This window comes from Bacillus sp. z26, from assembly GCF_058313635.1.
Genome location: NZ_JBZFQM010000002.1, coordinates 338545 through 364422, shown reverse-complemented (window position 1 = coordinate 364422; position 25878 = coordinate 338545). Strand labels below are relative to the sequence as shown.

Annotated in this window: 27 protein-coding genes; all 27 read left to right on the top strand. The window is 38.2% G+C overall.

Annotated features, from left to right (window positions below; translation table 11 throughout):
- Window positions 1-17 precede the first annotated feature (17 nt).
- Window positions 18-1010: a flagellar motor switch protein FliM gene (fliM, locus tag AC4G3K_RS06960; protein ID WP_491076899.1), complete on the top strand. Its 993-nt coding sequence runs from the start codon at window positions 18-20 to the stop codon at window positions 1008-1010.
- On the top strand, window positions 1007-2236 hold the full coding sequence (gene fliY, locus AC4G3K_RS06955) for a flagellar motor switch phosphatase FliY (protein ID WP_491132893.1): 1230 nt from the start codon (window positions 1007-1009) through the stop codon (window positions 2234-2236). Before fliM ends, fliY begins: the two co-directional genes overlap by 4 nt.
- A gap of 16 nt (window positions 2237-2252) precedes the next feature.
- Complete coding sequence (locus AC4G3K_RS06950) at window positions 2253-2615, top strand: response regulator (RefSeq protein WP_491076901.1); 363 nt, start codon at window positions 2253-2255, stop codon at window positions 2613-2615.
- Between the two features lie 24 nt (window positions 2616-2639).
- On the top strand, window positions 2640-3317 hold the full coding sequence (locus tag AC4G3K_RS06945; RefSeq protein WP_491133243.1) for a flagellar biosynthetic protein FliO: 678 nt from the start codon (window positions 2640-2642) through the stop codon (window positions 3315-3317).
- Window positions 3310-3975 carry a flagellar type III secretion system pore protein FliP gene (gene fliP / locus AC4G3K_RS06940; protein ID WP_491076902.1) on the top strand — a complete coding sequence of 222 codons (666 nt, stop codon included), beginning with the start codon at window positions 3310-3312 and terminating at the stop codon, window positions 3973-3975. Before AC4G3K_RS06945 ends, fliP begins: the two co-directional genes overlap by 8 nt.
- Window positions 3976-3990: 15 nt before the next feature.
- Window positions 3991-4260, top strand: a complete 270-nt coding sequence (fliQ, locus tag AC4G3K_RS06935) for a flagellar biosynthesis protein FliQ (RefSeq protein ID WP_491076903.1) — start codon at window positions 3991-3993, stop codon at window positions 4258-4260.
- A gap of 3 nt (window positions 4261-4263) precedes the next feature.
- Complete coding sequence (fliR, locus tag AC4G3K_RS06930) at window positions 4264-5040, top strand: flagellar biosynthetic protein FliR (protein ID WP_491076904.1); 777 nt, start codon at window positions 4264-4266, stop codon at window positions 5038-5040.
- A 1-nt stretch (window position 5041) separates the two neighbouring features.
- Entirely contained in the window at window positions 5042-6124 is a 1083-nt protein-coding gene (flhB, locus tag AC4G3K_RS06925; protein ID WP_491132892.1) for a flagellar biosynthesis protein FlhB, read from the top strand.
- Between the two features lie 108 nt (window positions 6125-6232).
- Complete coding sequence (gene flhA / locus AC4G3K_RS06920; protein WP_491076906.1) at window positions 6233-8269, top strand: flagellar biosynthesis protein FlhA; 2037 nt, start codon at window positions 6233-6235, stop codon at window positions 8267-8269.
- On the top strand, window positions 8266-9447 hold the full coding sequence (gene flhF / locus AC4G3K_RS06915; RefSeq protein WP_491076907.1) for a flagellar biosynthesis GTPase FlhF: 1182 nt from the start codon (window positions 8266-8268) through the stop codon (window positions 9445-9447). The genes flhA and flhF overlap by 4 nt, the downstream gene beginning before the upstream one ends.
- Window positions 9431-10288, top strand: a complete 858-nt coding sequence (locus AC4G3K_RS06910) for a MinD/ParA family protein (protein ID WP_491132891.1) — start codon at window positions 9431-9433, stop codon at window positions 10286-10288. Before flhF ends, AC4G3K_RS06910 begins: the two co-directional genes overlap by 17 nt.
- A 10-nt stretch (window positions 10289-10298) precedes the next feature.
- A complete protein-coding gene (locus tag AC4G3K_RS06905) occupies window positions 10299-11405 on the top strand; it encodes a protein-glutamate methylesterase/protein-glutamine glutaminase (protein ID WP_491076909.1) in 1107 nt (368 codons plus the stop codon).
- A gap of 6 nt (window positions 11406-11411) precedes the next feature.
- Window positions 11412-13463 (top strand): chemotaxis protein CheW, encoded by a 2052-nt coding sequence (locus AC4G3K_RS06900; RefSeq protein ID WP_491076910.1) that lies wholly within the window; start codon window positions 11412-11414, stop codon window positions 13461-13463.
- Between the two features lie 30 nt (window positions 13464-13493).
- Window positions 13494-13955 carry a chemotaxis protein CheW gene (locus tag AC4G3K_RS06895; protein ID WP_491076911.1) on the top strand — a complete coding sequence of 154 codons (462 nt, stop codon included), beginning with the start codon at window positions 13494-13496 and terminating at the stop codon, window positions 13953-13955.
- A gap of 16 nt (window positions 13956-13971) precedes the next feature.
- Entirely contained in the window at window positions 13972-14610 is a 639-nt protein-coding gene (locus AC4G3K_RS06890) for a chemotaxis protein CheC (protein WP_491076912.1), read from the top strand.
- The gene (locus AC4G3K_RS06885) at window positions 14607-15110 is read left to right on the top strand and encodes a chemotaxis protein CheD (RefSeq protein WP_491076913.1); all 504 of its coding nucleotides are present in this window, start codon (window positions 14607-14609) and stop codon (window positions 15108-15110) included. The genes AC4G3K_RS06890 and AC4G3K_RS06885 overlap by 4 nt, the downstream gene beginning before the upstream one ends.
- A 108-nt stretch (window positions 15111-15218) precedes the next feature.
- Complete coding sequence (locus tag AC4G3K_RS06880) at window positions 15219-15992, top strand: FliA/WhiG family RNA polymerase sigma factor (protein ID WP_491076914.1); 774 nt, start codon at window positions 15219-15221, stop codon at window positions 15990-15992.
- 24 nt (window positions 15993-16016) lie between these two features.
- Complete coding sequence (locus AC4G3K_RS06875) at window positions 16017-17354, top strand: flagellar assembly protein A (protein WP_491132890.1); 1338 nt, start codon at window positions 16017-16019, stop codon at window positions 17352-17354.
- Between the two features lie 219 nt (window positions 17355-17573).
- The gene (locus tag AC4G3K_RS06870; protein WP_491076916.1) at window positions 17574-18098 is read left to right on the top strand and encodes a hypothetical protein; all 525 of its coding nucleotides are present in this window, start codon (window positions 17574-17576) and stop codon (window positions 18096-18098) included.
- Between the two features lie 155 nt (window positions 18099-18253).
- Complete coding sequence (gene rpsB / locus AC4G3K_RS06865) at window positions 18254-19018, top strand: 30S ribosomal protein S2 (protein WP_491076917.1); 765 nt, start codon at window positions 18254-18256, stop codon at window positions 19016-19018.
- A gap of 131 nt (window positions 19019-19149) precedes the next feature.
- Window positions 19150-20034 (top strand): translation elongation factor Ts, encoded by an 885-nt coding sequence (tsf, locus tag AC4G3K_RS06860; protein WP_491132889.1) that lies wholly within the window; start codon window positions 19150-19152, stop codon window positions 20032-20034.
- Between the two features lie 163 nt (window positions 20035-20197).
- The gene (pyrH, locus tag AC4G3K_RS06855; protein WP_491132888.1) at window positions 20198-20923 is read left to right on the top strand and encodes a UMP kinase; all 726 of its coding nucleotides are present in this window, start codon (window positions 20198-20200) and stop codon (window positions 20921-20923) included.
- Window positions 20923-21480: a ribosome recycling factor gene (gene frr / locus AC4G3K_RS06850; RefSeq protein WP_491132887.1), complete on the top strand. Its 558-nt coding sequence runs from the start codon at window positions 20923-20925 to the stop codon at window positions 21478-21480. Before pyrH ends, frr begins: the two co-directional genes overlap by 1 nt.
- Before the next feature lie 274 nt (window positions 21481-21754).
- A complete protein-coding gene (gene uppS, locus AC4G3K_RS06845) occupies window positions 21755-22528 on the top strand; it encodes an undecaprenyl pyrophosphate synthase (protein WP_491132886.1) in 774 nt (257 codons plus the stop codon).
- 22 nt (window positions 22529-22550) lie between these two features.
- The gene (locus tag AC4G3K_RS06840; RefSeq protein WP_491132885.1) at window positions 22551-23342 is read left to right on the top strand and encodes a phosphatidate cytidylyltransferase; all 792 of its coding nucleotides are present in this window, start codon (window positions 22551-22553) and stop codon (window positions 23340-23342) included.
- Window positions 23343-23378: 36 nt separating this feature from the next.
- Window positions 23379-24521: a 1-deoxy-D-xylulose-5-phosphate reductoisomerase gene (gene dxr / locus AC4G3K_RS06835; RefSeq protein WP_491132884.1), complete on the top strand. Its 1143-nt coding sequence runs from the start codon at window positions 23379-23381 to the stop codon at window positions 24519-24521.
- Window positions 24522-24537: 16 nt separating this feature from the next.
- Window positions 24538-25797: an RIP metalloprotease RseP gene (gene rseP, locus AC4G3K_RS06830; protein ID WP_491132883.1), complete on the top strand. Its 1260-nt coding sequence runs from the start codon at window positions 24538-24540 to the stop codon at window positions 25795-25797.
- The last annotated feature ends 81 nt before the right edge of the window (window positions 25798-25878 follow it).

Sequence of the window (25878 nt, the reverse complement as noted above, 5' to 3'; positions counted from 1 at the left end):
CAACGGAGGTGATTTGATTGTCTGGCGAGGTTTTATCTCAAAATGAAATTGATGCATTATTATCAGCTTTATCAACAGGTGAAATGGATGCTGATGAATTAAAGAAGGAAGAAAATGAAAGAAAAGTAAGAGTTTACGATTTTAAAAGAGCTTTACGGTTTTCCAAAGATCAAATTAGGAATTTAACGAGAATACATGAGAATTTTGCGCGTTTACTGACCACCTATTTTTCAGCGCAGCTTCGTACATACGTCAATATTAATGTAGCGACAGCTGATCAGCTTCCATATGAGGAATTTATACGCTCTGTGCCTAAAATGACAATATTGAATGTTTTTGAGGTTCCTCCTTTAGATGGGCGAATCCTAATGGAAGTTAATCCTAATATTGCCTATACGATGCTGGACAGAGTATTGGGCGGTAGAGGGTCAAGTTTCAATAAAGTAGAAAGCCTTACAGAAATTGAAACAAAAATCATGTCCAACCTGTTTGAACATGCTTTTGAAAATATAAAAGAAGCATGGTCCACTATTGCAGATATCAATCCGGAATTATCAGAATTTGAAGTAAATCCACAATTTTTACAAATGGTTTCCCCTAATGATACGGTGGTTGTTATTTCATTAAATATTGCAATTGGTGAGGTTAGCGGAATGATTAATATATGTATACCGCACATTGTATTGGAGCCGATCATACCTAAACTATCCGTACACTATTGGATGCATACGACCAAAAAGGAAAGAGAGCCGAATGAATTGCACATGTTGGAACAACGTGTCCGCACAGCAGAGTTACCTCTGGTGGCTCAATTGGGCACTGCTGATATTTCAATCCAGGATTTCTTAAACCTAACTGCGGGGGATGTCATTGAACTCAGTCAGCCAATTAATCGCCCAGTAGTGATATCTGTCGGTGATGTACCTAAATTTCTTGGACAGGCAGGTAAGGTAAATAAGAAGATTGGTATTCAAATATTGGAGAACTTGAAAGGGGGAGACTTAGATTGATGAATAATGAAAGACTTACTCAGGAAGAGATTGATGCTTTATTAGATAGTTCTGGACAGGATAGCTTCAGTACTTCTCCAGTGATAGGAGATTTTTTTTCTACAATAGAAGAGGATACTCTTGGTGAAATTGGTAATATTTCATTCGGTAGTTCAGCGACGGCGCTATCCATGCTTTTAAATCAAAAAGTGGCTATCACGACGCCTTTAGTTTCCTTAATAGCCAGTGAAAAACTGGTGGAAGAATTTCCACAGCCTTATGTAGCCATTAAGGTGGAATATACGGAAGGCTTTATCGGATCCAATTTATTAGTCATAAAGCATTTAGATGCTGCTATTATCGCTGATTTGATGCTTGGTGGAGATGGACTGTCACCGGCCAATGACTTATCAGAGATCCATCTCAGTGCTGTACAGGAAGCGATGAATCAAATGATGGGGTCTGCTGCAACCTCTATGTCAACGGTTTTTAATAAACGTGTAGATATCTCACCACCTTCAATAGAAATCATAGATTTACCGGAAGGAGCAGGACATGATGTCATTCCTAAGGATGACTTGCTTGTTAAAGTATCATTTAGATTGAAAATTGGTCATTTAATTGATTCATATATTATGCAATTATTGCCTGCCCATTTTGCCAGAAGTTTAGTAGATGAGTTGTTAGATCAAACTTCTGTACATGTGGATGAACCTACAAAAGAGAAGTATCCGGCTACCTATACCATGAATGGAGCGGAAACTACCAATATAGCAGGGGATATGGTAATGGCAGGTACGACATCTGATAGATCTTTTCAAGAGGATCACATCTATGAGGATGACCTGATAAAAGGGCAATCTCAGAAATACATGCAAAGCAATCAGCATCTTGGAATGAACTCGGTAGCTAATAGCCAGCCTGTCCAAGTACAGCCTGTTACATTTTCGGAATTCGAACCGGTCCATCGCCTGGATGAGAAAGAAGCTAATAATCTCAATATGTTACTGGATATTCCATTGCAGGTAACCGTTGAACTAGGCAGAACTAATCGATCTGTCAAAGAAATTCTTGAACTGTCTTCAGGTTCCATAATTGAATTGGATAAATTAGCAGGAGAGCCGGTCGATATATTGGTAAATAACCGATTGATTGCTAAAGGGGAAGTAGTTGTAATTGATGAAAACTTTGGCGTTCGTGTAACTGATATCATCAGCAAAACTGATCGCCTGAAAAAATTAAAGTAAGCTGGGGGAATAGGGAATGGCACATAAAATTTTAGTAGTGGATGATGCGGCATTTATGAGAATGATGATTAAAGATATCCTGGTGAAAAATGGCTATGAAGTGGTAGGGGAAGCCGCAGACGGTCGCCAGGCAATCGAGCTTTATAAAGAGACAAAGCCTGATTTGGTAACCATGGATATTACGATGCCAGAGATGGACGGAATTACCGCCTTAAAAGAAATACGTAAAATAAATCCCAATGCCAAGATCATTATGTGTTCTGCTATGGGCCAGCAGGCTATGGTTATCGATGCCATACAGGCAGGTGCAAAAGATTTTATTGTAAAACCTTTTGCCGCTGACCGAGTATTAGAGGCAATAAGCAAAGCTTTATCCTAAAAAGGGGAAATAAACGTGCTACGAATGCTAGGTTATATAAAAATTATACTAATCATCATTTTAAGTTTGGCAGTTGCTTCATTTGATATGGAAATTATTGTAAGTGCAGCGTCGGATAATAATAATGAAAGTGTAGACAGCTACTTTAATCATAAAGATAGTAATACGGAGTCAGGGAACACCGGTACTATTAAAACCAATGACACTACTGAGACAAAGTCAAGTGATGTAGGAATTTCCTTTGGTGATATCTTTAGAATGATTTTTGCCTTACTATTTGTCGCAGGCCTGTTGTTTGTACTTTTACGTGTCATTAATAAGAAAAACCGCGGGTATCAACATGGTCAGATCATCGAAAACATGGGGGGTACTCCTTTAGGCGGTAATCGCTCCATCCAAATGGTTAGAATTGGAGAAACGATTTACATCGTAGGGGTTGGCGACACAGTTCAGTTACTCAATGTTATTGATGATAGGGAAGAGTACAACCGATTGATGGAAGAACATAATGAGAAAGTAGATCAACAGCTGGTACCAAAGGATTTTGTCACGATGCTTATGAATAAATGGAAATCAAGGTCTCCCAAACAAAAGTCACAATCATTCTCCATACACTTTCAGGAACAACTGGAAGAGTTAAAGAAAGAACGCCAAAAGGTCAAAGAAGACATAAGCAAGAAAGGAACACACCGGGATGAATGACTTAATGAATCTATTTAGCAGTGGGGATGCTGAAAGCGTATCAACATCAGTTAAATTGCTCCTGGTATTAACTGTACTTTCTCTTGCACCCAGTATTTTAATTTTGATGACCTGTTTTACAAGAATCGTCATCGTTTTGGGTTTTGTGAGAACAGCCTTATCGACCCAGCAGATACCGCCTACACAAGTATTAATCGGGTTGTCATTGTTCATTACTTTTTTTGTGATGGCTCCGGTTTTTTCTGAGGTGAACGACGAAGCGCTTCAACCACTTTTTAAGGACGAGATAAAATTGGAAGAGGCCTATGAAAAAGCGGCAGGACCCTTTAAAGAATTCATGAGTAAACATACGAGACAAAAGGATTTGCAACTGTTTTTGGAGTATTCAAAAGCAGATGCTCCCAAAACAATTGAAGACATTCCGCTGACAACCCTTATACCGGCCTTTGCAATCAGTGAAATGAAAACAGCTTTTCAGATTGGATTTATGATTTTTATTCCTTTTCTGGTAATAGACATGATAGTAGCAAGTGTTCTGATGTCTATGGGGATGATGATGCTGCCGCCGGTAATGATCTCGTTACCTTTTAAAATATTGTTATTTGTGATGGTTGATGGCTGGTATTTGGTAGTTAAATCTTTATTACAAAGTTTTTAGGCAGGTGAGAGAAAGATGACATCAGAAATGGTCATTTCTTTAGCGGAGAAGGGGATATATACCGTATTGATCATAAGTGCCCCATTATTAATATTGGCCTTAGGCGTTGGTTTAATTGTTAGTATTTTTCAGGCGACCACACAAATCCAGGAGCAAACACTGGCATTTATTCCGAAAATAGTCGCTGTGTTGTTAGGAGTTGTATTTTTTGGTCCGTGGATGCTGAGTAAAATGCTTTCTTATACAGCTGATATCTTTAATAATTTAACGAAGTTTGTAGGATAGCGTATGGAAGAAATCATACCAAAGTTTAGTGTTTATTTATTGATTTTTGTTCGCATTGCATCGTTTTTTATTACCATGCCTATTTTCTCACACAGATTGATACCTGCTCAGCATCGCATTGGAATTAGCGCGTTGCTTGCGTGGATTATGTATTATACGGTCTCATCACCTGGTTTTGAGATTGACGGTTTATATCTATTATTAGTATTAAAAGAATCCTTAGTTGGATTATTAATAGGGTTCTTTGCTTATATGATGTTTTCGGCTGTTCAAGCAGCCGGCGGTTTCATTGATTTTCAAATGGGCTTTTCAATGGCAAATGTTATAGATCCTCAAACAGGTGCTCAAAGCCCGATTATGGGTCAATATTTATATACGTTTGCCTTGCTTTTTCTATTAGCAATTGATGGCCATCACCTATTACTGGATGGTATTTTTTTCAGTTATGAATTTATTCCGCTGTCTACAGATTTTCTGCCTTTTGGGAATGAGCAAATGTTGCCACTGATGGTACATTTTTTTACGCAGTCCTTTATTATTGCCTTTCAAATGTCGATTCCAATTGTCGGAAGTTTGTTTTTAGTGGATGTAGCCCTTGGAATAGTGGCCAGAACAGTTCCGCAAATGAATATATTCGTTATTGGCTTTCCAATTAAAATATTTGTTAGCTTCATTTTGATTATCATCACAATGGGCACTACTTTACTATTAGTTAAAGGGCTATTGAATACAACTTTGGAAGGTATGCGCTCACTAATGCATCTGTTGGGAGGGAGTTAGAATGACTCTGTTGAAACTGGATTTACAATTTTTCTCAGGAGAAAAGACTGAGAAAGCTACTCCTAAAAAACGACAGGATGCGAGGAAAAAAGGGCAGGTTGCAAAAAGTCAGGATATTAATACAGCAGTTGTTTTATTGGGAGTGTTTTTCTTTTTATATATCGCAGGCGGATTCTTGAAAGAAAGGTTATTCACACTTTTTAAATATCCTATCAGTCTTTCATCAACAATCACATTTTCAGAAGGTGACTTGTATTTAATGTTCATCGATATTCTGAAGCAGATGGCTATTATTTTAGGACCTGTCATGCTGGCTGCATTTTTGGCGGGTATTCTGGCAAATTTTGCCCAAGTGGGGGCTTTGTTTTCAACTGAAACCATTCAATTTAAGTTGGAAAAAATCGATCCAATTAAAGGGTTTAAACGGATTTTCTCGATGAGGGCCATCGTAGAAATGCTTAAATCAATTTTAAAAATTGCGATCATTGGAATTGTAACATTCTATAGCATATGGTCACGGTTGGACGAAATTATGATGCTTTCTACTAAGGACCTGGGAGCATCCTTAATTACACTGGCAGACATTACAGTGAGAACCGGTTTGTTTGCTTCGGGAGCTTTATTATTTCTAGCCATGCTCGATTATCTTTATCAACGCTTTGATTTTGAAAAAAGTATACGAATGTCTAAGCAGGAAATTAAACAAGAGTATAAAACAATTGAGGGCGATCCTATTATAAAGTCTCGAATCAAGCAAAAACAGAGAGAAATGGCTATGTCGAGAATGATGCAGGAAATACCGAAGGCAGATGTTGTGATTACAAACCCCACACATTATGCCATCGCACTGAAGTATGACGAAGATCATCTGGATGCCCCATATATCCTCGGGAAAGGTTTGGATTTCGTTGCCCAAAAAATTAAGCTTGTTGCCAAAGAAAATGATATTCCCATGATGGAAAACAGACCATTAGCACGGGCGTTGTACGACCAGGCAGAAATTGGACAGGCTATACCGGAGGAATTTTATAAAGGGGTGGCTGAAATTCTTGCATACGTTTATAAATTGAATAGCAAGTCTTAGGATAGTCCAAAGCAAAACGTTCATCAAGACACTGGATAATAGAAGAAAAATAAACTTCGATTTTTATAGATTATGTTTTACTTTAATACCCGTTAGGAGAGAACAAGTATGCGAGCAAGAGATTTATCCGTTACTATAGCCGTCATAATGATCGTAGCCATGTTGATTATACCTTTACCGACATGGTTAATTAGCTTTTTAATCATGGTCAATATTTCTCTTGCTTTATTAGTATTATTGACTTCAATGAATACGCAGGAACCATTACAATTTTCGATTTTCCCTTCCTTACTTTTGCTCCTTACTTTGTTTAGGCTCGGCCTTAATATTTCTACGACAAGAGCCATACTGACACATGGGGATGCGGGAGGAGTCGTTCATGTGTTTGGAGACTTTGTAGTTGGCGGCCAGGTTATTGTTGGATTGGTTGTATTCTTAATTTTGATTATCATCCAATTCATTGTTATTACAAAAGGTGCTGAACGTGTTGCGGAAGTGGCAGCCCGTTTTACGCTTGACGCAATGCCAGGTAAACAAATGAGTATTGATGCCGATTTAAATGCCGGCATGATATCTGAACAAGAGGCAAGAATCAGGCGTGATAAGGTATCAAGAGAAGCGGACTTTTTTGGTTCGATGGATGGTGCCAGTAAGTTTGTTAAAGGTGACGCCATAGCGAGTATTATTATCGTCCTGATTAATTTAATATTTGGAATGGTCATCGGTGTTATGCAAATGGATTTACCATTTGGTGAAGCAGCTGTGAAATTTTCACTTTTATCTGTAGGGGATGGTATTGTCAGCCAGGTGCCTGCCCTGCTCATCTCAACTGCAACAGGGATTATTGTAACGAGAGCAGCGTCGGATGGAAACCTTGCATCTGATATTACATCCCAACTGTTTGCTTATCCCAAAATGCTTTATATAGCAGCTGCAACGATTATGTTATTGGGGTTATTTACACCTATTAATAATATATTAACACTGATTATTTCTGGTTTATTAGCTTGGGGTGCGTATAAAGCTACATCCCTTCAACAGAATGAAAGTACCATTTCTGCACCGGAAACCGATGAAGCTGGTGAGATGGAAGAAATGAAAAGTCCAGAAAGCGTCATTAGTCTACTCAGTATTGACCCGATTGAATTTGAATTCGGTTATGGTCTGATTCCGTTAGCAGACGCCAATCAGGGCGGAGACCTATTGGACAGAGTGGTTATGATCCGCAGACAGCTTGCAATTGAATTGGGGCTCGTTATACCTGTAGTGAGAATCAGAGATAACATTCAGCTCAAGCCCAATGAGTATCGATTGAAAATTAAAGGTTCGGAAATGGCAAGGGGTGAGCTTTTATTAGATCACTACTTAGCGATGGCTCCGGGAATGGATGATGATTCTATAGAAGGCATTGATACGATAGAACCCTCCTTTGGATTGCCAGCCAAGTGGATTACTGAAGAGACGAAGGAATATGCTGAAATGCTCGGCTATACAGTCGTGGATCCGCCATCGGTTGTTTCTACGCATATAACAGAGGTCATTAAAACAAATGCATCTGATTTAATTGGACGCCAGGAAACGAAACAATTAATTGAACATCTCAGAGAGTCTTCGCCTATTTTAATAGAGGAAGTTACACCAAACCCATTGTCAGTCGGTGATATACAAAAGGTGCTGGCTAAATTATTAAGAGAAAAGGTTTCAATTAGAAATTTGCCGATTATTTTTGAAACACTGGCTGATTTTGGCAGGGTGACAAATGATACAGATATTTTAGCGGAATATGTCAGACAGGCACTTGCACGTCAAATCACCAACCAATATGTCGTAGGAGATAATTTGAAAGTATTAACTCTATCTGGAAGAGTAGAAAAGATAATAGCGGATAGTGTTCAACAAACTGAACAAGGAAATTATCTATCGCTTGATCCGATTGATTCACAGAAAGTCCTTGAATCAGTAGCCGGGAAGCTGGAGGAGCATGCTCTCTTAGATCAATCACCTGTATTGCTATGTTCACCAGCGGTAAGGATGTATGTACGCCAACTGACAGAGAGATATTTTCCGCAGCTCCCAGTTTTATCATACAACGAGTTGGAAGCCAATGTGGAGATACAAAGCGTAGGGGTGGTGAATGCTGAATGAAGGTGAAAAAATTTACTGGTGTATCCATGCAAGATGTCATGAGCCGAATACGGACAGAATTTGGTAATGATGCCGTGATTTTAAATTCAAAAGTGGTGAATAGCAACGGCATACTGGGTCTGTTTAGAAAGAAAACATTTGAAGTGATTGCCACAATTGATACTGATTCAGTGGACAGTAAAAAAACGACATATACAAAGGTAAGCAAGAATCCGAAGCCGCCATTCAAAAGTGATTCCATTATAAAACCGATAGAATCTGCCGAATCTCTAAATAGAAACAGTGAAGTGCCGTCAAAATACATACTTAATGAACTGAAAGAGATGAAACAAATGCTTTCATTCGAATCTAAGTATAGTCTATATCCGGATCAATTAAGAGAAATACACAAGAGGCTTGTCAAAATAGAATTAGATAAACATTTAACCGATAAGTTAATGGATTATTTATTGGAAAAATGGAGAAACAGCAGAAACGCAGATGAACTATCAGAAAGTGAACTATTAGATTTGGTTTATTACTATTTAGTAGATCAATTAATGGATTATGCAGTAAATGATGACCGATTATTTAAAAGAAAATATGTAAATATTCTGGGTCCTACCGGAGTTGGAAAGACTACGACAATCGCAAAAATTGCGGCCGAATATGTGATGAAACATCAAAAGCAGATTGCGTTTATCACGACAGATACTTACCGAATAGGTGCTATTGAACAATTGAAAACATATGCAGAGATATTGAGAGTTCCGGTTGAAGTGGCCTATAACATGGAGGATTTCAAACAGGCAGCTAAACGTTTTGCTCATTACGATCATGTATTCATTGATACAGCAGGCAGGAATTTTCGTAATCAGGAATTTGTTGCGGATCTTAAAGGTCTGATAGATTTCGAGATGGATATGGAGACGTATCTTGTTCTTTCTGCAACATCTAAAGAGATGGATATGGATACGATTTATAACCAGTTTTCCATTATTCCGATACAAGGTATCATTTTTACCAAAATAGATGAAACAGCTTTTCATGGTTCTATTCTGAATTTTATCTTTAAACATCAAGTTTCTGTCAGTTATATGACAAATGGACAGAACGTTCCTGATGATATTGTTGCCGCTACCCCTGAGAAAATAGTTAAGACAGTTTGTGGAGGTCATTTATATGCACGACCAAGCTGAACTGCTAAGGCAAAGGGTTCTTAACGAAAAAGAGGGACATTCTGCTAAAGTGATAGCCGTTGTCAGCGGGAAAGGCGGAGTCGGCAAATCAAATTTCTCGTTGAATTTTTCAATTGGACTGGCTAAGCAAAATAAAAAAGTATTAATCATGGATATTGATGTAGGAATGGGGAACATCAATATCTTAATTGGCCAATCGGGCAGATATACAGTAGCCGATCACTTTAATGAGGGTGTTCCCTTAAGAATGGCTATTTCTACTGGACCTGAAGGGATTCATTATATTCCTGGTGGAACAGGATTGTCAGAGTTATTTAAGATGGACCAAAAACAATTTGATACCTTTAGTTATCAATTTCAAAGTATTTTGGAAGACTATGATTTTATTATTTTGGATATGGGTGCAGGAATATCAGAGCAAACCTTGCAATTTATCGTTTCAGCTCAGGAATTGATCTATATCACAAATCCTGAGCCAACAGCCATAACAGATGTCTATTCGATGATGAAATATCTCGCCAGCAGGACAAATGTACCTTTCTATCTATTATGTAACCGCGCTTCAAGCCGAAGGGAAGGCGATGAAGTCATTATGCGCTTAACGAGGGCTGCCCAACAATTTTTACATAAAGAGATTTTGGCACTTGGTGTTTTGCCTGATGATAAAGCTGTACAAAAAGCAGTCATAAGGCAAATTCCATTTATCTTATTAAATCCATCTTCCCCTGCAAGTGAAGCCCTAAAAAAAATCATTCGTCATTACATGGGGACATTTGTAAAAGGGGAAAGTCAGCCTATTTCGTTTATGCAAAAGATGAAGAATTATCTGTTTGAAAGGTAGGTCTTACGAATTGGATACAATTAGAGTGCTAATAGTAGAAGACTCACCATTTATGAGGAAGCTGATTACAGAAATTCTTCAGGAAGATGAACATATTGAAGTGGTGGCTATTGCCCGAAATGGAGCAGAGGGACTTTTAAAAATAGAAAAGCTTAAACCAGATGTGATCACGCTTGATATTGAAATGCCGGTTATGGACGGAATTACGACCTTACAGGAAATTATGATAAAAAATCCTACCCCTGTAGTTATGCTTTCTGGAACAAATAGGTCAGGGGTAGACATGGTTATGGAGTGTATGAAGTTTGGTGCAGTTAATTTTATCGAAAAGCCTTCCGGTTCATTTTCGCAGGACCTACACAGAATTAAGCAGGAAATGATTCAAAAAGTGAAAGAAGCTGTCAAAGTAAATATGGATGTTTTAAGGCAAGATGATAGCTTGATGAATGTAACCTCTATTCCTGATAATTCCGAGGAAGGGGTACAGAAAAAAGATACCGATATGACTGAAACGATAGCTACTAAGGGTTCCCGCCAAAAAATTGTTTGCATTGGAACATCTACTGGAGGGCCGCGAGCGTTGTATAGCGTTTTACCATTATTGAGCAGAGAGATCAAGGCCCCCCTTCTGATAGTTCAACATATGCCTAAAGGATTTACAAAATCCCTAGCTAGCAGGTTAAATGAGTTATCAAAAATAACGGTGAAAGAAGCTGAAGACGGAGAAACCTTGCGTAATGGTACTGCTTATATTGCTCCGGGTGGATTTCATTTGACAGCTTTGCTACATCGCGGCGAATTAGTTGCCAGATTGGATAATACCCCATCAATTAATGGTCATCGTCCTTCAGTGGACAACCTCTTTAATTCTGTTTCTAAATTGCCCCGGTTATATGAGCGAATAGCTGTTATTATGACCGGCATGGGAACTGACGGGACGAAGGGGATTTTGGATTTAAAAAAATGCACTCAGTCCATAGTGATAGCCGAATCTGAAAAAACATGTGTGGTCTTCGGGATGCCAAAATCTGCTGTCGCAACTGGAATGGTAGATGAAGTAATGCCTTTGCATGATATAGCAGGAGCATTAAATAAACATTGTAAGAGTGAGAGGTGAGTTGGCATGGATTTAAATCAATATTTAGAGGTTTTCATAGAAGAAAGCAAGGAACACTTGCAAATATGTAATGAGCAATTATTGGAGTTAGAAAAAAATGATAATGATTTAACGGTTGTTAATGAAATTTTCCGAGCAGCCCACACATTAAAAGGGATGTCTGCGACTATGGGTTTTGATGATTTGGCACGTTTAACTCATCAGATGGAAAATGTATTAGATGAAATCAGAAATCAGCGTATAAAAGTGAATTCAGGCATTTTAGATGTTGTATTTTTAGCTGTTGATGATCTTGAAGCCATGGTTTTATCGATTGCAGATGGAGGAGATGGTAAACGAGATGTCTCTTTAACAATCGAAAAATTAGAAAAGATTGCGACTGGTGAACGAACGACGTTAACAACTACAACTACGCTTACTGAGAAATCTTCTTCAAATACCATGCCAAACTCTGAGTCTGATATGGCTACTTATGATGAATATGAATGGGCGGTATTGGAACAATCAATCGAACAAGGGTACAATGCCTTCGCTGTAAAGGTGATCTTAAAGAATGATTGTATCTTAAAAGCAGTCAGAGTTTTTATGGTGTATGAAATTTTTGCTGAACTGGGAGAGGTTATTAAGTCTGTTCCTACCGTAGATTCTCTCGAGGAGGAAAAATTTGAGCAAGAATTTACTGCTACGTTGCTAACGAAACAATCAGCGAGGGATATTGAGCAGAGAATATTAAAAGTATCCGAAATTGAATCTGTACAAGTGTTGCAGCTAACAGTTAAATCACCTAAAACAATCAGCCATAAAGAACCAGGAAAACTGGTAAATGAGAAACTGGCAGAGAAAGATAAAACGAATCGGACAGAGGATAAAGAAGAACAAAAGGCAGCGCCCGTTAAGGCGCCTATAGCTCATAACAAGACAATTCGTGTAAATATTGAGCGCCTTGATATATTAATGAACCTTTTTGAAGAGTTAGTGATTGATAGGGGCAGACTTGAACAAATTTCAAAAGATCTTAATAATCAGGAATTATTTGAAACGGTTGAACGTATGACAAGGATCTCAGGTGATATGCAAACCATTATCTTAAATATGAGAATGGTACCGGTAGAGAACGTCTTTAATCGGTTTCCGCGTATGGTCAGGCAGCTTGCCCGAGACTTAAATAAAAAAATCCGCCTTGAAATTATTGGTGCGGATACAGAATTGGATCGGACCGTTATTGATGAAATTGGTGACCCACTCTTGCACCTGCTTCGTAATGCCATGGACCATGGCATTGAAACACCAGAAGCAAGAAGTGAAAAGGGCAAGCCTGAAGAAGGTGTTGTAATCCTGAAGGCTTACCATAGTGGAAACCACGTTTTTATTGAAATAGAGGATGATGGTGCTGGAATCAATACAGATATAGTTGTGATGAAAGCATTGGATAAAGGAATTATCACAGAAGAACAAGCAGAAGCAATGACAGAACGTCAAAAAAACGATCTTATTTTTGCTTCCGGTTTTTCAACTGCAAAGGAAATATCTGATATTTCGGGTCGGGGTGTCGGACTGGATGTTGTTAAAAATACAATTGAATCTCTAGGCGGGAATGTATCCATTCACTCACGGTATGGGTATGGGTCAAAATTTTCTGTGGAATTGCCTCTTACTTTGTCCATCATTTCTGTCATGCTTGTTGAAGTTCAACATGAAAAGTACGCGATTCCGTTATCATCCATTATTGAAACCTATATTGTGAAAAAAGCGGATATATTAAAGTCTCATAACCAAGATGTCATTGATTTTAGAGGCAAAATTATTCCACTGATTTATTTGCATTCTATATTATCCGTCCCTGTTAGCCGGGAGGAAGAAGAATTTTTATCATTAGTTATTGTTCGCAATGGAGATAAAATGGCTGGGTTAGTCGTTAATTCTTTCATCGGGCAGCAGGAGATCGTTTTAAAATCATTGGGTAACTATTTAAACTCTGTTTTTGCGCTGTCGGGTGCAACGATTCTCGGGGATGGACAAGTAGCATTAATTCTAGATTGCAATTCTTTTGTTAAGTAAGCGGTGCAGCAAAAGAAAGGAGGAATTTATATGACTGTAAATACCAATGAGAGTATGTTAAAAGTGATTGTCTTTGAGTTGATGGACAAAGAGTATGCCATTCCGGTTGAGCATGTAATGTCCATCGAAAAAGTACCTTATATTACGAGAGTCCCAAGGGTAGAACCCTTTGTGATGGGGGTCATAAATCTTAAAGGTACTATTACACCAATCATTGATCTACGAATACGCTTCGGACTTGAACGCAAAGAACAGGATGAATCTACCAGGATTATCATTGTTTCTTATAACCATTTTGAAGTGGGTTTAATTGTGGACTCAGCAAAGGACGTAGTAGAATTTCCGACTGATTTAATGGAACCGCAACCCAAAGTTGTAGGTCTACAGGAAATCGATTATATAAATGGAGTTGCAAAAATAGACAAACGGCTACTCATCTTAATTAAGCTTGAGCGGATTTTACAAGTATTGGGCACCGCACACTCTATATAGGAAGAGGAAGGATCACATGTCATATTTGGATTCCATTACGACTCTCCAACTCGATACATTAAAGGAAATAGGGAATATCGGAGCAGGCAATGCAGCGACTGCTTTATCACAATTACTGAACAAACCGATCATGATGAGTGTCCCATCCGTAAGAATTGCTACATTTGATGAAACGATGGAACTGGCAGGAGGAGCGGATAATGTAGTCGTGAGTATTTACTTGCGGATTGAAGGAGACATCACTGGCAATATGTTTTTTATCCTATCCCTATCCCAAGCAGTTAGGTTTATCAATCAAATGACAGGTTCTGATCAATTTTCTTTTGACCAGTCGCCAGACGATGAAATGGCCTTATCTGCTTTAGCAGAAATGGGTAATATTTTGTCCGGCTCCTATTTAACTGCCTTGTCGGATTTTACCGGCATGAAGATCTATCCTTCTGTTCCCATATTGGGAATTGACATGGTTGGAGCCCTGCTTGGGTATGGATTACTGGAATTTTCTCAACTGGGGGATTATGCAATTATCATTGATACGGACTTAACTGAATTTGATAGTAAGGATGAGGAGGATGTGAATGGACATTTCTTTTTACTGCCTGATCCTGAATCGTTTGATACTCTCTTCACCACATTGGGAGTGAAAATGGAATGAATCCTTCTCATGATTATGAAATTATCCGTGTTGGGATTGCAGATATGAAAATTGCTTGCAGGGATTCGATTATTAAAACGGCCGGACTTGGCTCTTGTGTTGGTGTTGTTTTATACAGCACTACTCAAAAAGTCGCAGGTATGGCTCATGTGATGCTTCCGGATTCTTCGCTAGCGAGAGGGAGAACATTTAATAAAGCCAAATATGCTGATACTGCGATTCCTGAGCTGATCGCTCAGTTAGAAAGCAAAGGTGTAAAAAGACAGATGCTGAAGGCGAAGCTTGCTGGTGGAGCCCAGATGTTTCAATACAATTCTGGAAGTAATCTGATGAGGATTGGACCGCGAAATGTCGATGCGTTAAAAACACAACTAAAAGATAACCATATCCAAGTTATGGCTGAAGATGTTGGCGGGAATAGCGGAAGAACAATCGAATTTAATCCAATAACAGGTCTATTGTATATTCGCACGGTGAATCAGGGGAATCAGTATATTTAAGATACTAACTGGTTATGGAGCGAAATTAAGGGAAATTTGTCGGATGTGAATCTGTGACTTTTTGTTATAATTGTATTACCATTAAAAACCAAATTAAGGAGGGTCAAAATGTCTCAAGTGAATACCGGTGAAGAACAAACATATTGGCATAAATGGCTAGAAGGCCGGGACGCGCAGGCTGGAGACATATTGGCAAAAAAATACTTGCCATTGGTCAGTTATCATGTCCAACGGATCTCTGTAAACCTGCCTAAAAATGTAAATAGGGATGAAATACGGAGTTTGGGAAATATGGGGTTATTTGATGCTTTAGAAAAATTTGATCCTTCCCGTGATTTAAAATTTGAAACATATGCCTCCTTTCGAATTAGAGGAGCTATTATAGATGGACTTCGTAAAGAGGATTGGCTGCCAAGAAGCACGAGAGAAAAAGCAAAATTGATAGATTCTACTATCGAAGCATTGGAACAGAAGAACATGCGTAATATTACACCGGATGAGATTTCCAAAGAATTGGGGATACCTGAAGATGAGGTGATCAAAATTACGAATGAGAACTTCTTTTCCAATGTACTGTCAATGGATGAACAACCTCATGATGCACATTCAGAACAGGAAGTGCAATCGTACACGGTGAAAGATGAGCGCATGCTATCTCCTGAAGATGCACTTGTAAAAAAAGAATTGCTTAAAGAGATGGAAGACCTCATTCATAAGCTTGGTGAAAAAGAACAATTAGTTCTGGATTTATTTTACCGGCAGGAATTAACTCTTACAGAGATTGGATATATTTTGAAGCTTTCCACCTCAAGAATTTCTCAAATACATTCGCGCGCTTTATTTAAATTAAAAGAATTATTGGCAAAGACGATTTATCGCTAAATCTTTAACTTGGGAGGGGGTAAGATGAACTTTCCATATAAACTAGAGATTTCCCCAGACAAAATGAAGGCCTGGATTAAATCTGAGGAAAATCTGACACAGATAGTGTCTGAAAGAGAAGTAGAAGAATGGCTGGCATCCTTACCGATAACCTTTGGTATAAAAAAAGAAGTCAAATCTCTATTGTTGAATACGGAACAGGTTCTGTTTCCATTATTGTTTGCTGAAGGTCAATCTGCTGAAAATGGGTGTAATGGAGAATTAATACTCGATTGCATGAAGGTTTTGAATAAACAGAAACAGCCATTTAACTTCAAGAATATAATGGAGATCCCTTCCGTTTGCACAGGGGATAAAATTGCGACTGTATCTCAACCGACGATTGGCCATTTTGGAATGGATGTATTTGGGGATGCAGTGAAGCCGAAACCTGGCAAAAAGGCTGTCTTTAAATTAGGCCCCAATGTTATTGAACATGCATCAATTGTATATGCAACGATTGACGGGCAAATCAGTATGGTGGACCAAACGATCCAAGTTAATCCAGTTTTTCGAGTAGAAGGCGACCTTAGTCTGGAGATAGGAAATATAGATTTCATAGGCAATGTGAGCATTGAGGGTAACGTACCTGCTGGATATTTCATACGTTGCGGCGGTGATTTGAAAGTATACGGTATGATTGAAGGATCTGAGATTGATGTTGGCGGTTCAATCTGTGTAAAGGGCGGAATTACCGGTGAAAAAGATTGTCACATTCGTACAGGCGGGGATTTATATGCTTTGTATATGAACTATGTAACTATTATTTCGAGTGGCGATATTGTTATTCGAAATGCCATTCTTCATAGCTATGTTACTTCCATGAAATCTATTATCTGTGAAAACGGGCATTTAATAGGCGGTGTTTTGAAAGCTGGAAAACGAGTGGAACTTCAGGATGCAGGAAATGTGCATTACGCGCGTACTGAAATACATATTGGAAATAAAGAAGCAATTGATTGTAAAAAGAAGGATTTAGATTTTCACTGTCAGAAAATCGAAAAAACACTATCAAAACTAACATATATCGCTTTGAAATTGGAAGAAAAATCGAGACTTTCTAGTATGAGTAAAAAGGATGTCCTCTTGTTAGAAAAACATAGTAAAACAAAAAACCATTTAGTTGAGGAAATGAAAAAGCTAAAGCAGGAAAGAGTAAATTTAGATTATTACTTGCAAGTCGATGAGGAACTCATTGTGAATGGTTCTTGTTATCCCAATCTATATATAAAGATGGGCAAGTATTCTAGGCCGCTGAATCAAATGTACCAGTCAGTCAAATTCACTAATAGGGGAAACGAAATATCTATGTATCCGCTATAAAAAGAGACTTCTAAATTTATAATGTTCTGGAATGCAGGTGAACGCGTGCTATTTTCTGCATGAGCGTAAATCAAAAACTGGTTGAACAGGGACCAGAATAGAGAAAAAGTATGTAAGAGCAAAAATGGCAGCAGAATGACGAAGCTAGTAAAAATCGTTCTGCCTTTTTGCGAAACTGCAATCCATCGAAGTATATAGGTTTGGAAGGGAGGGGACCAAATGGCAGTTATCCTTATTTTAAGCATTATGGTTAATATGGTAGCTATATTAATAGTCATGATCCTTTACTCAAGGCAGAATCGCCTGATACAGTTTGAGAAGAATTATAAAGCATCTATAGAAGAGATGGAAGAGCTGATCAATACGTTTATTTTTGAGATGAAAGAAGAAAATGATGAGATTAAACAGTTATTTAGGAACAGAAGCGCAGATCCAGCTGAAGATAAACACCCTACTGAAGTGGAGCCTGATTTTGTAGAACAGGAGCTTCTTGGGTTACCGCAAGGGTATAGACAGCAGGCAGCATTGCATGCTTACATAAATTCAAATGGGCAATCGGGTGTGACAAATAGCATAATTGAAAAGAAGGAATCAGTCCAAAAGAGCCGAGAAATGGATCAAAATCATATACTGGCTGAGGCACTGGCTATGAAAAACCAAGGTAAAACAATCGAAGAAATAGCCAAAAAAATGGAACGTGGCAAAACAGAAATTGACCTTTTATTTAAATTAAACAAAAAGTAAAGGAAAATGACTTGATTGTATCCTTAAATTGTGCTATATTATGACATGGTGTTAATACACACGCTTAAGGATTTAGGCTGACCGTGCTGTAAATTACAGTTTCAGTCTGAAAATGATTTAAGCGGAGGCAAAAACAAAACATAGGAGGAACAAACATGTCAGTAATTTCAATGAAACAACTGCTTGAAGCAGGTGTACACTTTGGGCACCAAACTCGTCGTTGGAACCCAAAAATGAAAAAATATATTTTCACGGAGCGTAATGGCATCTACATTATCGACCTTCAAAAAACGGTTAAAAAAGTAGAAGAAGCTTACAACTTCGTAAGAGACTTAGCTGCTGATGGCGGTACTATGTTATTCGTTGGTACTAAAAAGCAAGCACAAGATTCTGTTAAAGAAGAAGCTGGCCGTGCTGGTATGTACTATGTTAACCAACGTTGGTTAGGTGGTACATTAACAAACTTCGTAACTATTCAAAAACGTATCACACGTCTTAAAGAAATCGAGAAAATGGAAGAGAACGGAACATTCGAAGTTCTTCCTAAAAAAGAAGTTATTCAATTAAAAAAACAACAAGAACGTCTTGAAAAATTCTTGGGCGGTATCAAGGATATGAAACAAATCCCTGATGCATTGTTCATCATTGACCCACGCAAAGAGCGTATTGCTGTTGCAGAAGCTCACAAATTGAACATTCCAATCGTAGGTATCGTTGATACAAACTGTGATCCGGATGAAATCGATTATGTAATCCCTGCAAACGATGATGCAATCCGTGCTGTTAAATTGCTTACTGGTAAAATGGCTGATGCTATTCTTGAAGGTAAACAAGGTGAAGAAACAGCTCCAGTTGCAGAAGAAGCAGTAGTTGAAGAAACTGTAGAAGCAGAAGAAGCAACTACAGTTGAAAATGCTTAATTGATTTTTTAAAGGTGATAAGAGGACAGTGCCTTTTATCACCTTTTTTTGAAATAAAATAGAGTGGTGTATACGGATGCGAACACTGCTACATACTGATTTTATCGGATGATATAAAGGAGGAAGACCAAATGGCTATTACTGCTCAAATGGTTAAAGAATTACGTGAAAAAACTGGTGCAGGTATGATGGACTGCAAAAAAGCACTTCAAGAAACAAACGGAGATATGGATAAAGCAATTGATTACCTTCGTGAAAAAGGAATCGCAAAAGCTGCTAAAAAAGGCGATCGTATCGCTGCAGAAGGTCTTACTTCTATCGTTGTAGAAGGAGATAAAGCGGTTATCCTTGAAGTGAATGCTGAAACAGATTTCGTTGCTAAAAATGAAGGTTTCCAAACTCTTGTAAAAGAATTAGCTGCTCATCTTTTGGCAAACACTCCAGCTACTGTTGAAGAAGCACATGCTCAAACTATGGATAACGGTGCAACTGTTCAAGATCACATTAATGCTGCTATCGCTAAAATTGGTGAGCGTTTGTCTCTGCGTCGTTTTGAGATCAAAACAAAACCTGAAAATGGTGCTTTCGGCGCTTACATCCACCAAGGCGGACGTATCAGCGTTCTAACTATCATTGAAGGATCAACTGACGAAGCAGTTGCAAAAGATGTATCTATGCATATTGCTGCTCTTAACCCTAAATATGTATCTCGTGATCAAGTTTCTGCAGAAGAAGTTGAGCATGAGCGTCAAGTATTAACTCAACAAGCTCTTAATGAAGGTAAACCTGAGAAAATTGTTGCTAAAATGGTTGAAGGCCGTCTTGGAAAATACTTTGAAGAAGTATGTGTACTGGACCAAACTTTCGTTAAGAACCCAGACCAAAAAGTTGGTCAATTTGTACAAGCAAACGGTGCTTCTATCGTTGAATTCATTCGTTACGAAGTAGGAGAAGGAATCGAGAAGAAACAAGATAACTTCGCTGAAGAAGTAATGAGCCAAATTAAAAAAGACTAATCTAAATGACAATTGTGTATAGCATAAAAATAGGGGACACGCTGTGTTCCCTATTTTTCAAGAAAATATTTTTCTTTATAATAATGTGCAGAGATTGAGATGTAGATATCGATTATATTAGCTTTGTAAAATAAATCGATGACTAACAATGGTGGAGGTTACTATGAGCGGCGTAAAGTATAAAAGAGTTGTATTAAAGTTAAGTGGGGAAGCACTTGCCGGTGCTCAAGGATTTGGAATTGACCCAAAAATTATTTCTTCTGTTGCTAAACAAGTAAAAGAAGTTGCTGAGCTTGGTGTAGAAGTCGCAGTAGTAGTTGGCGGAGGCAATATTTGGCGCGGTAAAACAGGCAGTGAACTTGGAATGGACCGTGCAACGGCTGATTATATGGGGATGCTTGCTACAGTCATGAATTCGCTTGCGCTTCAAGATAGCTTAGAGCAGCAGGGAATTGAGACACGTGTGCAAACATCTATTGAAATGAGACAGGTCGCTGAGCCATATATCCGCAGAAGGGCAATCCGGCATTTAGAAAAAGCACGTGTAGTTATCTTTGCTGCAGGTACAGGAAATCCTTATTTCTCTACAGATACGACAGCAGCTTTACGGGCTGCCGAAATAGAAGCAGATGTTATTCTGATGGGTAAGAATAATGTGGACGGTGTTTATAGTGCAGATCCTGTTAAAGATAGCAGCGCTGTAAAATATGATAAACTCTCTTATCTTGATTTAATTAAGGACGGTTTATCTGTAATGGACTCCACAGCATCATCCTTATGTATGGATAACGATATTCCACTAATTGTCTTCTCAATAATGGAAGAAGGAAATATTAAACGTGTTGTTATGGGCGAAACTATAGGTACTATCGTTAGGGGGAAAGTATAATGGCAAAGCAAGTTATAGCAAATACTAAGGAAAAAATGAATAAGGGAATTCAGGCATTCTCAAGAGAGTTGGCTTCTATCCGTGCAGGACGTGCAAGTGCTTCCCTGTTGGACAGACTGACTGTTATCTATTATGGTGCTCCGACGCCTGTAAACCAACTTGGTTCAATCAGTGTGCCGGAACCACGTATGTTGGTTATTACACCTTATGATAAAACTATTCTTGGTGATATTGAGAAAGCCATCCTGAAATCTGATCTTGGTCTTAACCCAGTGAACGATGGAAATATTATCCGTCTAAGTATTCCTGCACTTACGGAAGAACGTCGTCGTGAACTTGTTAAACAAGTGAAGAAAGAAGCTGAGGAAGCGAAAGTGGCCATTCGTAATGTGCGCCGTGATGGTAATGATGATCTTAAGAAGTTAGAGAAAAACGGAGAAATTACAGAAGATGCACTGCGTGGATATTCTGATGACGTTCAAAAAATGACTGATGAACACATCACTAAAATTGATCAGCTTGCTAAAGATAAAGAAAAGGAAATCATGGAAGTTTGATTTTATATCAAAAAACCCCTTTTGCCAAAAGGGGTTTTTTTGTTACATATTGTATGGAATACATCGTAGGTCAAATTATAAAAGAATCTTTTTTCACAGCAAGATTGAAAAGACTAACCTGTAAAGTTTTCATGCTCCAAAGTGAAACAAACTAATATACAGGAATGTTTGTGACATATAAATGTGGTATGATAGGTTATGGAATTTGTACCAAAGAATATGGATGAGATATATACATAAGCAGGGATGATCAATTCCTTTTGGAGGAAATAAAATGTTTGGATGGAAGAAAGTCGAGAGAAAAGGTAAACAGCTTTCTATATCAGAAAGAATAGAAAAGGTAAAACAAAATAAAATACCCAATCACATCGCCATTATAATGGATGGGAATGGTCGTTGGGCACGAAAAAGGGCGCTGCCAAGAGTCGCTGGGCATCATGAAGGGATGAAGGTCGTTCGTAAAACGACTAAATTGGCGAGTGAATTAGGAGTGAAGGTGTTAACTGTATATGCCTTTTCGACCGAAAACTGGAAGCGACCAAAAGATGAAGTGGATTATTTATTAAAATTACCTGAGGAATTTTTAGGTACTTTTTTGCCGGAGTTAATGGAAGAGAATGTGAAGGTTCAAATTATGGGGGACCAGAAAAGACTGCCTTTACATACTGTAAGTGCAGTAACAACTGCATTGGAAAAAACAAAAGATAGTGATGGCCTGATTTTAAACTTTGCCCTTAATTACGGCAGTCGCGCAGAAATCCTGGAAGGTGTAAGAAAAGCCGCGGCAGATTTGAAAGACGGTCGTTTAGATGAAAATGAGTTGACAGAAGAGCGTTTTTCCGACTATTTAATGACCAATCAGTTGTTGGATCCGGATTTATTAATTAGAACCAGCGGCGAAATTCGCTTGAGTAATTTTATGTTATGGCAATTAGCTTATACGGAATTTTATTTTACTGATGTTTTATGGCCAGATTTTAATGATGCAGAGTTGTTGAATGCGATTGAAGAATTCCAGGGACGTTCAAGAAGATATGGCGGCGTATAATTAGGAAGGCGAGGATTTTTGGATGAAACAAAGAATCATTACAGCAGTTATAGCTATGGCGTTATTTTTACCGATTTTGATATATGGAAATATTCCATTTCTTATTTTAATATATGCTATGGCGACTATTGGATTATATGAATTGATTAAGATGAAGAAGATACCATTAATGACGATATCCTCACTGCTATCGTTCATATTAGTATGGATTTTACTGATTCCTGACAGGTATAACGGTGTTTTTGATATGATTCATTATGAAAAAATGGATATAGTCATTATTGTTGCATTCTTATTATTGGTGATTACTGTTATTTCGAAAAATGCTTTTACCTTTGATGATGCAGCCTTTCTCCTGTTATCATCTCTTTACATAGGTGTTGCGTTTTATTACTTTTTTGCCACAAGAGATACCGGTAACGGTCTGGTAACGATACTATTTGTATTAATTACTATATGGGTTACAGATTCGGGCGCCTATTTTGTAGGACGCTCTTTAGGAAAAAGAAAGCTTTGGCCTGAAATCAGCCCAAATAAAACCGTGGAAGGTTTTCTTGGCGGGATTGGAAGTGCAATCATTGTTGCAATATTGTTCTATTTCCTCTCTAATTTAGACTACAATATAAGTAAGCTGATTGTAATAGCTCTTTTAATATCTATCTTTGGGCAATTGGGAGATCTTGTGCAATCCGCATATAAAAGGCATTATGGTGTTAAAGATTCGGGTAATATCTTACCGGGGCATGGAGGAATTTTGGATAGGTTTGATAGTTTAATTTTTATTCTTCCCATTTTGCATTTCTTCATTTTCTAATTAATAACACTACAATTGCTGGGGAGGAGCTTTAATTTGAAAAGGATTAATTTATTAGGGGCTACAGGTTCAATTGGGATGCAAACAATCGATATTGTTCGCAATCACCCAGAGGAATTTAAGTTAACAGCCGTTGCAGGCGGAAGAAATTTGGATGGGATTCGTAGTATTGCAGAAGAATTCCAGCCGGAATTGATTTGTGTACAGTTAAAAGATGATGCCGAACGATTAAAAACAGAATATCCAAATAGAAAGATTGTATACGGGCATGATGGATTAATAGAGGCAGCTACTTATGTAAATGGAGACATCGTTGTAAATGCTGTGATGGGTAGCATTGGTTTAATTCCGACTATGCAAGCGATGGAAGCGGGCAAGCAAATTGCTCTGGCCAATAAAGAAACATTGGTGACAGCCGGACATCTTGTAATGGAGGCTGCTGAAAAGTATAACACGCCTATTTTGCCGGTTGACAGCGAACATTCAGCTATATTCCAGGCATTACAGGGAGAGCAGGCTAAAAATATTGAGCGCCTGATTATTACAGCGTCAGGAGGAAGCTTCAGAGACCGGACAAGGGATGAACTAAGAAATGTTACGGTTGAAGATGCACTCAATCATCCAAACTGGTCCATGGGTGCAAAAATAACGATAGATTCTGCCACAATGATGAATAAAGGACTTGAAGTCATTGAAGCTCATTGGCTATTTAATTTACCATATGAACAAATTGACGTTCTCCTGCATCAGGAAAGCATTATTCATTCCATGGTTGAATTTCATGATTCAAGTGTAATCGCACAGCTTGGTACCCCGGATATGCGTGTTCCAATCCAATATGCACTTTCCTACCCGGACAGATTACCGCTTATCTCTTCGAAAAGGCTTAATTTAGCAGATGCGGCAACATTACATTTTAAAAAGATGGACTTTGACCGTTATCCTTGTTTACAATACGCTTATAACGCCGGAAGAATAGGCGGATCAATGCCGACTGTATTAAATGCAGCCAACGAGGTGGCGGTCGGATTATTCTTACAGGGCAAGATTTCATTCTTGGCAATTGAGGAACTGGTGGAGAAGGCAATGAACCGTCATCAGCCAATTATAAATCCTGAACTCGAAACTATACAAGAAGTCGATCAGGATACAAGAAAATATATCGAGTCACTATATTAAAAGGATGGTCGATTAAGTGCAAACTATATTAGCGTTTATACTAATTTTTGGCGGTTTGGTGTTTTTTCATGAATTAGGCCACTTAATTTTTGCAAAAAGAGCCGGTATCCTCTGCCGCGAGTTTGCAATAGGTTTTGGGCCAAAAATCTTTACAGTAAAAAAGAATGAAACAGTTTATACCATTCGTTTACTCCCGCTTGGCGGTTTTGTTCGAATGGCAGGTGAAGATGTAGAATCAGTAGAATTGAAACCAGGTTTCCGTATTGGTGTTATGTTTAATGAAAATCAAGAAATCAACAAAATTATTGTTACCAACAAGGATAAATTTCCTGAAGCTCGAATTATTGAAGTAGAAGAAGCAGATTTGGATCATCAGTTAATCATTCGGGGATATGAAGATGGAAATGATGAAATAATCCAAACGTATAAGGTTCACCCAAAAGCAGTCATGATAGAAGATGGTCTTGAATTGCAAATTGCTCCATATGACCGTCAATTTTCATCGAAAACATTACCGCAAAGAGCGATGGCCATTTTTGCCGGTCCGATGATGAATTTCGTTTTAGCAGCAGTTTTATTCATGATTATTGGGATTGCCCAAGGAGTCGTGGTCGATGAGCCTAAGCTTGGTAAATTGACAGAAGACGGACCTGCCATTAGTTCTGGCCTCAAAGAAGGAGATACTGTCCAATCTATTAATGGTGAAAAGGTGGATTCATGGAGTGATATTCAATCCACGATACAGGAAAATGCCAATAATGATCTGGCCTTTAAGGTCGAGCGTGACGGACAGGAACAGGAAATCACAGTCACGCCTAAATTAGTGGAGGATTCAGCTGGTAAACGAGGCATTATTGGTGTCTATGCACCAACAGAAAAATCTTTTCTAAAAGCGATTGGGTATGGTTTTACTGAAACGTATGTATGGACTAAGCAAATTTTCATTGTGCTTGGAGATTTAATCACTGGAGGATTCTCCGTAGATCAATTATCTGGTCCTGTAGGTATTTATGTTTCTACTGAAGAAGTGGCAAAATCAGGTATTTTTTACTTGTTAAAATGGGCAGGAGTTTTAAGCATCAACCTCGGTATAATGAATCTCTTGCCTTTACCTGCTTTGGATGGAGGAAGACTGTTATTCTTTGCGATTGAAGCGGTCAGAGGGAAACCAATCGATAAGCAAAAGGAAGGTATGGTCCATTTTATCGGATTTGCTTTATTGATGCTCTTAATGATTGTTGTCACTTGGAATGATATACAGAGGTTTTTCTTTTAAAATAGGATTCAAAAGTAACGGGGGCTATAAAATTTAAAGCCCCTGTTATACATAAAGTAAAGCGAATAGGGATAGAAAGGT

Coding starts and splice junctions, on each gene's coding strand:
- rpsB (WP_491076917.1), top strand. CDS start 18,254: ATGTCAGTAATTTCAATGAAACAACTGCTTGAAGCAGGTGTACACTTT.
- AC4G3K_RS06875 (WP_491132890.1), top strand. CDS start 16,017: ATGAACTTTCCATATAAACTAGAGATTTCCCCAGACAAAATGAAGGCC.
- tsf (WP_491132889.1), top strand. CDS start 19,150: ATGGCTATTACTGCTCAAATGGTTAAAGAATTACGTGAAAAAACTGGT.
- AC4G3K_RS06885 (WP_491076913.1), top strand. CDS start 14,607: ATGAATCCTTCTCATGATTATGAAATTATCCGTGTTGGGATTGCAGAT.
- AC4G3K_RS06895 (WP_491076911.1), top strand. CDS start 13,494: ATGACTGTAAATACCAATGAGAGTATGTTAAAAGTGATTGTCTTTGAG.
- AC4G3K_RS06880 (WP_491076914.1), top strand. CDS start 15,219: ATGTCTCAAGTGAATACCGGTGAAGAACAAACATATTGGCATAAATGG.
- AC4G3K_RS06840 (WP_491132885.1), top strand. CDS start 22,551: ATGAAACAAAGAATCATTACAGCAGTTATAGCTATGGCGTTATTTTTA.
- flhA (WP_491076906.1), top strand. CDS start 6,233: ATGCGAGCAAGAGATTTATCCGTTACTATAGCCGTCATAATGATCGTA.
- uppS (WP_491132886.1), top strand. CDS start 21,755: ATGTTTGGATGGAAGAAAGTCGAGAGAAAAGGTAAACAGCTTTCTATA.
- flhF (WP_491076907.1), top strand. CDS start 8,266: ATGAAGGTGAAAAAATTTACTGGTGTATCCATGCAAGATGTCATGAGC.
- AC4G3K_RS06870 (WP_491076916.1), top strand. CDS start 17,574: ATGGCAGTTATCCTTATTTTAAGCATTATGGTTAATATGGTAGCTATA.
- AC4G3K_RS06900 (WP_491076910.1), top strand. CDS start 11,412: ATGGATTTAAATCAATATTTAGAGGTTTTCATAGAAGAAAGCAAGGAA.
- frr (WP_491132887.1), top strand. CDS start 20,923: ATGGCAAAGCAAGTTATAGCAAATACTAAGGAAAAAATGAATAAGGGA.
- flhB (WP_491132892.1), top strand. CDS start 5,042: ATGACTCTGTTGAAACTGGATTTACAATTTTTCTCAGGAGAAAAGACT.
- pyrH (WP_491132888.1), top strand. CDS start 20,198: ATGAGCGGCGTAAAGTATAAAAGAGTTGTATTAAAGTTAAGTGGGGAA.
- AC4G3K_RS06890 (WP_491076912.1), top strand. CDS start 13,972: ATGTCATATTTGGATTCCATTACGACTCTCCAACTCGATACATTAAAG.
- fliR (WP_491076904.1), top strand. CDS start 4,264: ATGGAAGAAATCATACCAAAGTTTAGTGTTTATTTATTGATTTTTGTT.
- AC4G3K_RS06950 (WP_491076901.1), top strand. CDS start 2,253: ATGGCACATAAAATTTTAGTAGTGGATGATGCGGCATTTATGAGAATG.
- fliQ (WP_491076903.1), top strand. CDS start 3,991: ATGACATCAGAAATGGTCATTTCTTTAGCGGAGAAGGGGATATATACC.
- AC4G3K_RS06945 (WP_491133243.1), top strand. CDS start 2,640: ATGCTAGGTTATATAAAAATTATACTAATCATCATTTTAAGTTTGGCA.
- fliP (WP_491076902.1), top strand. CDS start 3,310: ATGAATGACTTAATGAATCTATTTAGCAGTGGGGATGCTGAAAGCGTA.
- AC4G3K_RS06910 (WP_491132891.1), top strand. CDS start 9,431: ATGCACGACCAAGCTGAACTGCTAAGGCAAAGGGTTCTTAACGAAAAA.